This window comes from Pseudoalteromonas sp. bablab_jr010 (assembly GCF_016464105.1).
Classification (GTDB): domain Bacteria; phylum Pseudomonadota; class Gammaproteobacteria; order Enterobacterales; family Alteromonadaceae; genus Pseudoalteromonas; species Pseudoalteromonas simplex.
Genome location: NZ_JACDWV010000148.1, coordinates 431,285 through 439,453, shown reverse-complemented (window position 1 = coordinate 439,453; position 8,169 = coordinate 431,285). Strand labels below are relative to the sequence as shown.

General features: G+C 42.2%; 6 protein-coding genes and 1 pseudogene. 1 reads left to right on the top strand and 6 read right to left on the bottom strand.

Annotated elements, in window-relative coordinates; all coding sequences use genetic code 11:
• Positions 1-273, top strand: a pseudogene (locus JIG37_RS15335) (hypothetical protein); the annotation flags it as partial.
• A gap of 115 nt (positions 274-388) precedes the next feature.
• Here JIG37_RS15335 and JIG37_RS15330 read toward each other — a convergent pair.
• The 6 genes from JIG37_RS15330 to JIG37_RS15305 all read right to left on the bottom strand — a co-directional run bounded on the left by JIG37_RS15330 (position 389) and on the right by JIG37_RS15305 (position 7,603).
• Positions 389-1,678 (bottom strand): ATP-binding protein, encoded by a 1,290-nt coding sequence (locus JIG37_RS15330; protein WP_199529758.1) that lies wholly within the window; start codon positions 1,676-1,678, stop codon positions 389-391.
• Complete coding sequence (locus JIG37_RS15325; protein WP_199529757.1) at positions 1,678-3,006, bottom strand: sigma-54 dependent transcriptional regulator; 1,329 nt, start codon at positions 3,004-3,006, stop codon at positions 1,678-1,680. Before JIG37_RS15325 ends, JIG37_RS15330 begins: the two co-directional genes overlap by 1 nt.
• An 81-nt stretch (positions 3,007-3,087) precedes the next feature.
• The gene (locus JIG37_RS15320) at positions 3,088-4,293 is read right to left on the bottom strand and encodes an FtsX-like permease family protein (RefSeq protein WP_199529756.1); all 1,206 of its coding nucleotides are present in this window, start codon (positions 4,291-4,293) and stop codon (positions 3,088-3,090) included.
• An 11-nt stretch (positions 4,294-4,304) separates the two neighbouring features.
• The gene (locus JIG37_RS15315; protein WP_105173978.1) at positions 4,305-5,618 is read right to left on the bottom strand and encodes an ABC transporter permease; all 1,314 of its coding nucleotides are present in this window, start codon (positions 5,616-5,618) and stop codon (positions 4,305-4,307) included.
• A 2-nt stretch (positions 5,619-5,620) separates the two neighbouring features.
• The gene (locus JIG37_RS15310) at positions 5,621-6,328 is read right to left on the bottom strand and encodes an ABC transporter ATP-binding protein (protein ID WP_187489316.1); all 708 of its coding nucleotides are present in this window, start codon (positions 6,326-6,328) and stop codon (positions 5,621-5,623) included.
• Between the two features lie 21 nt (positions 6,329-6,349).
• Complete coding sequence (locus JIG37_RS15305) at positions 6,350-7,603, bottom strand: efflux RND transporter periplasmic adaptor subunit (RefSeq protein WP_199529770.1); 1,254 nt, start codon at positions 7,601-7,603, stop codon at positions 6,350-6,352.
• Positions 7,604-8,169 lie beyond the last annotated feature (566 nt).

Below are 8,169 nucleotides of genomic sequence, written 5' to 3'. Positions count from 1 at the left end.
GATCAAGTCGCTCAGGTTGCATCACCACCGAGTAAGATGTTTTTTGAGTTCGATAATATGAACTGGCAATTTACACCTTATGCTGCACTTATGCTGCTAACGCTAAGAGCACAACATGGACTTGAAAACCCTGATTTTGATCACCCAGGTTTTGGCAATGTGACTTCTTTACTATTAACGCAGCCTGTAGCCCCTCAAAAAGATGAGGTGCTTGAACAACTCGTTTCCAAGTTACATGAGCAAGGTTTCAACGAAAAGGTTTTATTAGCATAGAGGTTTAAATAAGTGGTAATTTAATCAGTATGCTACTGCTTAGCATTGCAAAAGCTCATATTATGTTACGGGTTTCTTTGTTAATCATGATCCATATCGAATGTGTTAAAGGCTATTAGGGCAGCAAAACATGCACGCTTAATCCACCTTGCTCGCGGTTATGCAAGCTAATTTGCCCGTGGTGTGCTTCAACTATTTCTCTGCACAGTGCTAGCCCTAAGCCACTGCCTGTTGCTTTAGTGGAGTAAAAGGGTATAAGTGCGTTAGCCATTACAGCTTCACTCATACCTTTACCTTTATCACTCACCGTGATGTGTGTGCCACTTGCTTCTTGTTGCACTGTTAAGCTGACATCTTCGGGGTTTGACCCTGACTCATAGGCATTTTTTAATAGGTTAATAAGTAACTGTTCGAGCTGAGTGTGATCAGCATCAGTTGTCACTCGCTCATCAAGTGAAACCTCGACTTGCCACTGACTTTTTAATTGCTCAATCAGCGTTGGCCAGTTAATCGTTGATAGTTGAGGGGTGGGTAACTTGGCAAATTTACCATAGCCTTGTACAAACTCATTGAGGTGTTTTATGCGGTCTTCAATGGTGGTAAATACCCGTTTTAAGCGTGGTTCATCGACTTCTTTTGTTAAAAGTTGCGCGCTATGAAGCATAGACGACATTGGCCCAAGGGAGTTGTTAAGCTCATGGCTAATAATACGAATAACTTTTTTCCATACCTCTACTTCTTGGCGGCTTAGTTCACGGGTCAGTTGTTTAAAAACATAAAGTTGATGAAACTGATTATTAAGCAATAATCGGCCTGTTGCCATATGCCAAGTTTGTGATTCTTGATCTGCTTTGTCGAGGGTAAATAAACCATCAACACCTTTTTGTATCGCACGCGTTAATTGCTCGCAGCTTGAATCTAATAAGTTTTCAAGCTTGGCACCTTCAAGGGCTGACTTAGCATCGAGTAAGCTGCGGGCACTGTGGTTGCTATACACAATAAAGCCTTGGTCGTTAGTCAAAAGCACAGCTTGTGGGGAGCTTTGTAATACTTTGTCGAGCATCAACTCGCGCTGATAAATCCATTGTTTTTCTTGGCGAAGCTGTTTTGCAGTTTGGTTATAAAGCCGGCATAAATCACCTAGCTCATCACTGCCATCATAGGCTAATAATGTAGCCAGCTCACCATCTTTAAAATTAAGCAGCCCGGTTTCGAGCGAGTTCATGCTATCAATGAGCGGAGCTGATAAATGCGCGGCAAAAAATCCGCTGATCAAGGCGCAAGCACTCAGGGCTAATAGGCTGTAAAGCAAGCTTATGCCCGCAAAATAACAAACCAATATAAGCGGCAATGCAGACGCTGCAATACACAAAGTTATGATTTTATATCGAAACGATAAACGCATTAGTATTCAATCTTAAATTTATCAAGCCTGCGATAAAGTGCTTGGCGGCTTAAGCCAAAATGGCGAGCCACTTTAGCAATCACACCTTTGTATTCGCGCATGGCAAGCTCAATCTCTTGTTTGTTAGGCTCTGCTCTTGTTTGTGTTGGGCTGTTTGTTTCAACTTGTAAGCCAAAATCAGCAAGCTCAATCACCCCTGTGGGTTTTAAAACGCCAGCGCGTTTACAGGCATTTTCAAGCTCACGAACATTACCCGGCCAACTATGGGCGAGCAGGGCTTTTTCTGTACTTAGCGACAGTGTGCGCTCAGGTAAAAAGTGTGCGACTAAAGCTAAAATATCATCTGGGCGATGGGCAAGGCTTGGTAAATTTAACTCAATCACATTTAAGCGGTAGTAAAGGTCTTCACGAAATTGACCTGTTTTAATTGCATGGCTTAAATCTTCATTGGTAGCTGAAATCACCCGCACATTCACTTTACGAGTTTGTGTTGAACCTAAACGTTCAAATTCACCGATTTGTAAAATGCGTAATAATTTCATTTGCCCAGAAAGTGGTAAGTTACCAATTTCGTCTAAAAATAGGGTGCCACCATCGGCCGCTTCAAAACGGCCAATGCGTTGTTTAGTAATACCGGTGTAGGCGCCCGCTTCGGCACCAAATAATTCAGCCTCAATAAGCTCGCTTGGCAAAGCACCCGCATTAACAGTGATAAAGGGTTTATCAGCTAATAATGAATTAGCCTGTATTATTTGCGCAATTCGCTCTTTACCACTGCCGTTGGGGCCTGTGATCAGCACTGAAATATCCGATTTAGCCACTTGAACCGCAAGATTAACAATGTGCTCCATAGCGGTACTTTTATAAACCAAGCCCACCAAATTTGCTTGTTGCACAGATGCGTCACGCTCTTGCTGGTGGCGTGTAAAGGTTTCGTTTTGCTGTTTTGCTTTACCTAGCTCGATTAGGTTATTTACACAAGTAAGTAGCTTGGCATCGTCCCATGGTTTTGGTAAATAATCAGCAGCCCCTGCTTTGACAAGTTCAACGGCAGTAGAAAGCTCTGTCCATGCGGTGATCAAAATAATCGGTAGGTGAGGATTTATGTCTCGTAAGGCATAAAAAAGTTCTTTGCCTTCTTCGCCGGAAGTGGTGTCGGCGGTAAAGTTCATGTCTTGAATAACAAGCGCAATACGTTGGTATTGTACGGCTTGAATTGCCTCAAACGGGTTACTTGCTGTAACAACATCAAAACCGTGAATTTCGAGTAATAACGACAATGCATCCAAAATGGCTGGGTTATCGTCGACGATAAGTATTTTTTCCATATTATTGTTTTAGTTATTTTCCTAATAAGGGTGCAAGATGAATGCTACACTGTTAATCCAGTGTAGCATAGGTTGGAAGAACTAAATTGTTCGAGTTGCAATGCTCGGTGAGATATTCGCCGCCCGTTTTGCTGGAGCAAGTACTGCTAATAAACTCATAACGAACACTGACAGCGCCGTAGCAAGCACGTAGCTAATATCAAGCTGAGCAATTGAAAAGTGCTGCATGAGCAACTGGCCTAAATACACGGCAGCAATCACACCAATCACTAAACCAACTATACATATCATGGCGTTTTCAACTAAAAAGTAGCTGATGATGGCCGATTTTCTGGCACCTAAAGCGCGGCGAGTACCTATTTGTTTAGTACGCTTGCTAATATTGAACAGCGTTAGGCCGAAAATACCCAGGGCCGTCACCAACACTAAAATAGTAATAAGTACAATCAGCATGCGCATCATTAATGTATCCTCAGCCATGTATGACTCTTTATCGTCATCTAAGCCACGAATGCGAGAAATCACGCGTTTGTTGTAGTTTTTCAGCATGGCTTCTTCAACACGGTTCATGACTGATTGACGTTGACCAGGCTCTGTTCTAACCACAAAGCGTGCATTTGTACCAGGCTTAATAAAAGGCAGCAGTGCTACGTTATCTGGACGGCTGTCTTTAAGCCATGGGCCTTTCATAAGTTCAACAACACCAATTACTTTCATTGGAATGTCACCAAAATAGACAGTTTGACCTAAACCATTGCCGTCAGGGAACAGCTCATCGAGTAGGGTTTTAGTAACAACGGTTACTTTTGAAAGCTCATCATAGTTATCGGTGACGATCACTTCGTCTTCGGTGTAGTTACGCCCAGCAATGAGTTTTACACCATAAGTATTAATGCCATGCTCATCGATAAACATGTAAGAGCTACGCGCTGATTTACTCTCTTCAGGTGCTGGCTTTAAACTAAAATCTGACGAAGAGCCACTGCCCGAAAGCGGTGTATTACTTGAATAAGCAGCATCAACTACACCAGGTATTTGACGAAGCATGGCTTCATCAAGCTCATACTGCTGTGACGGCGACACATCTTTGCCAAACATCATGACATTAAAAACAAAAATGTCTTGTTCAGGATAGCCAGTCTCTTGGCTTAAATAGCTAATTCTGTCTTGAATAATAAACGCTGCGTTACTAACAATTGCAGTGGTGATGGCAATTTGGATCAGTAATAAAATGGCGCCAACTTTTGAGCGGCATAAGGCGTGAAAGATAGGTTTAATTTCTAACATGGGTGTCTTCCTTATTGGCTCTTAAGATAAATAGCAGGGTTGGTTTTACATACCAGCCAAGCAGGGTACAGACCCGCTATCACACAGGTGCTAATTGCAATCACCGGTGCGCTGAGTAGCATGGTTAAATCCATAGTGGCTAAGCTTTGGTAGTAGCTATAGCTTTGACGTACGCCTAATAAGCCCACTTGCGCCAAAATAATTCCGAAGATGCCACCTAAGAAACCTAACATCGCGACCTCAACAATATGTTGAAAGAATATTTGGCGTTTGCTGGCACCTAATGCACGGCGTACACCGACCTCAGGAGCGCGGCGCAAGAACTTCGCTAGTAATAAGCCTAAAATGTTGGCAAGGCATACCGCTAAAAACATAAAGCTAAGGCCAACCAGAATTTCGTTGTCTTCGCTAACAACATTGTTGTACTGCATCCACTCATTTACATCGCGTAAGGTAGCGGTTAATTTTTCGCGGTTAAAACGACCTAGCTTTTGTTGCTCTTGCATATAGGCCATTAAAAAGTCTTGGTAAGCTTGTTTTTCTGCAGGTGTTTTTAGTTCAACCCAAAATTGTAACCACACCATTTCAGAATTGAGTTTGTCGTTAAAGGTATTGGTTTTTTCGTGCTTCCAACCATTGGTATTACCCCAGTTTTCAAGCTGGCGTGCTTTCATTAGGCTAAATGGTAAAAATAGTTGCTCGGTCTTATTAAATGCACCGTTGTTCAGATCATAATATTTGGTGGTGATATCCCAATCATCAATCACGCCAATAACTTCGTAGCTGGCATCATCGAGGTACACCATTTTACCGACAGGGTTTTCACCTGCGAATAACTTGTCGTTTAATTCTTTATTGATCACCACAACAGGGGCTGCATCGGCTTCTTGTTGCGCGCTCCAAACCCCACCGTAAATAAACGATAGGTTAAACATATCGAAAAAATCAGGCGTGGTTAGGCGTGCTTGTCCAATAAATGGTTTAACTTTATCTGAGTCTAAATAAACCGAAAAACCCGTTCTAACCATAGTGACACGTTTGCCACCCGCATTCGCTTGATTAAGGTTAACGGCATCCTGATAAGTTAATTGCAGTGGCATGTTATCGACTGTCCACCACGTACGGCCTTCATCCATGGTTTGTAGCTGTACTGTATAAAGGTCACTACTTTTTTCAGGAATAGGGTCTGCCGACATCATGTGATACACAGATAAACTGGTCATGGTTACGCCAATACCAATGGCTATGGCCAATACCATTAAAAAGCTCACAAGTGGCGTGCGCTTAAAGCTGCGCCAGCTTAAATCTAAATAATGAAGGAACATGGTTACACTCCAGCCGCTTTAAGGTTTTGAGTGCCTTGATACAAGGTGAAGTCAGCGAGTTGGCCGTCAACAACTTGGATATTACGTGGTGCTCTGCGAGCAAGTTCAGGATCATGGGTAACCATGATGATAGTTGCGCCATCACGGTTGATTTGCTCAAGTAGCTCCATCACTTGACGCGCCATTAAACTATCTAAATTACCGGTTGGCTCATCGGCAAGTAAAAAGCGCGGTTCACCTGCAAGGGCTCTGGCAATAGCCACACGTTGTTGTTGACCACCAGAAAGTTGTTGCGGTAAGTGTTTAGCGCGTGAAGCTAAACCAACTTGCTCTAGGCATTGCTCGATTCGGCGCTTACGCTCGGCGGCTTTGATACCGCGATAACGCAGTGGTACTTCAATATTTTCATAGAGGTTCAAATCTGGAATAAGGTTAAAACCTTGGAAAATAAAACCAATTTTTTGATTACGTAAGTCAGCACGCTGGTTGTCGTTGAGCTTACCCACATCAATACCGTCTAGCATGTATTGGCCTTCGTTAAAGGGTTCTAACATACCGGCGATGTTTAAAAATGTGGTTTTTCCTGAGCCACTTGGGCCCGTTACGGCAATAAATTCACCTTCTTCTACTTGAAGATTAAAGTCACGAAGGGCATGTGTTTGTACCATATCTGTTTGATACACTTTGCTGATGTTGTTCATTGTAAGCATGTTGATTATTCCTTTTATTTGTTAGCGTAAAACCAGTGTGGGTGCTTTTTTAAAGCGATCGTAGTTTGAGATAATTAACTTATCGCCAGGCTCTACGCCTTCAATTATCTCCACAGCATTGATACTGCTTGCACCGGTTTTTATATCGATTAAATAAGCCATATCACCGTCAACTTTATAAGCATGGGTGCCACCTTGTTGTAAGAATGCGCCGCGTTTTATTTGTAATACATCGTCGCGATTCTCTAGTAAAATACGTGCAGTTAAGCGTTGGTTTTGGCGGATGCCAGAAATCTCATTGTCAAAGCGTACGCGGGTTGTCACCTCGCGGTTATTTACTTCAGGTGATATAGCCGAGAGCGTGCCTGTGACATGACGAGCACCTAAAGTAAGCTCAACTTGCATACCAAGACCTAGCTCATTGGCGTAGCTTTCTGGTACTTGCAGTTCTGCTTCAAAGTTACTTAAATCTACCAATGTCATTAATGGTTGGCTTTGTGTGACCGCTTCTTTTTGTTGCACTAATAAGTTACCCACAATGCCGCTTACACTCGCGGTAATAGTGAGTTCATTTACTTGTCTGAGTAGGTCATCAACAATCAGTTGTTGGCGTGCCAGATCACGCTCTGCAGCTTTTAGCTCAAATGCGAGGGTATCTTTAGCTAAGCTGACTTCTTGCTCGGCGTGCTTATAAGACAGCTTGGCACGAGCTAAGTCATCAACGGCTTTTTCTAAATCTATTTGGCTAATTAAATGTTTTTCGATTGAGATTTTAGCTCGGCGGTTTTCTCTATCTGCAGCATTGAGTTCAACTTGCGCTAAATCTAGTGCTTTAGTAAGGCTTAGTTTTTGTCTGCGCGCTTCAAGTTGCTTGCGCTGTAATTCGCCTTCTAATCGCGCTAATACTGATTGTTGTTGTTTTAGCTCGTTGGTTAGCTCAGGGCTGGTTACGGTTGCGATCACTTCATTTATTTCAACGCTGTCACCGGCTTTTACTTTTAAATCGACAAAGCCGCGTTCTGGGCTATAAACCTTTGGCGCATTAGCTGCAACGATTTTACCGCTCGCAGCTACATCTCTGGTGAGTGTCTTTTGGCTTACTTCACTAATTTGTAGGCTTGCTGCATCAACCGAAATGCTGCCATCGTTACTGGCAAACAATGCTTGAAAGCCGAGTGCACCAACAAGTATTACACTTGCAGCTAGTATAAGTGGCTTTTTAATGGTGTTTTTCTTGGCCACGGTAATATCTTGGGCACTGGTATCCTTAATCATCATAACTCCTTACGATTCTCAAAACACACAATCATGAAGCCAACGGCAAGCATGGTAAGTGGAGAAGCCATAAACAAACTGATAGTGAACATTTTGAAATCCTCAATTTCGCTGATGTCTTATCTATACCAGTAGCGTGCCAGTTTTTAATTTATTGATTTTTAATTATTTTATGTTTTAACAGTGAGTTAATGTCTGTCCGCGGACAGAAAAAGTGTCCGCTGCGGACACTTTTAAATTGCTGATTGTTGACGCAAGGGTAAAGAACTCAGTCATTGCGACTAAGGTAGTCTGCTCAGATACGTAGTTTGTAACTATGCTAAAGCCAAGAGTAAATAATGATGCAGTTAGGCTAGTCGAGACCCCGTAAAAAACTGCATTGATATTCATAATTTGAATAATTATTCAAAATAAAGCGCAGTTTACGTTAACGTAAAGTGGCGGGTTTTTAGATTGTTTTTTTACAAGTTGTTAAATTTGACACCAGTGTCATAAAAAAATAACGGGTAAAATACGACTAAATGTAAAAAAATAGCATAGAATTTAAAAAGTACCTTAAGTGAGAA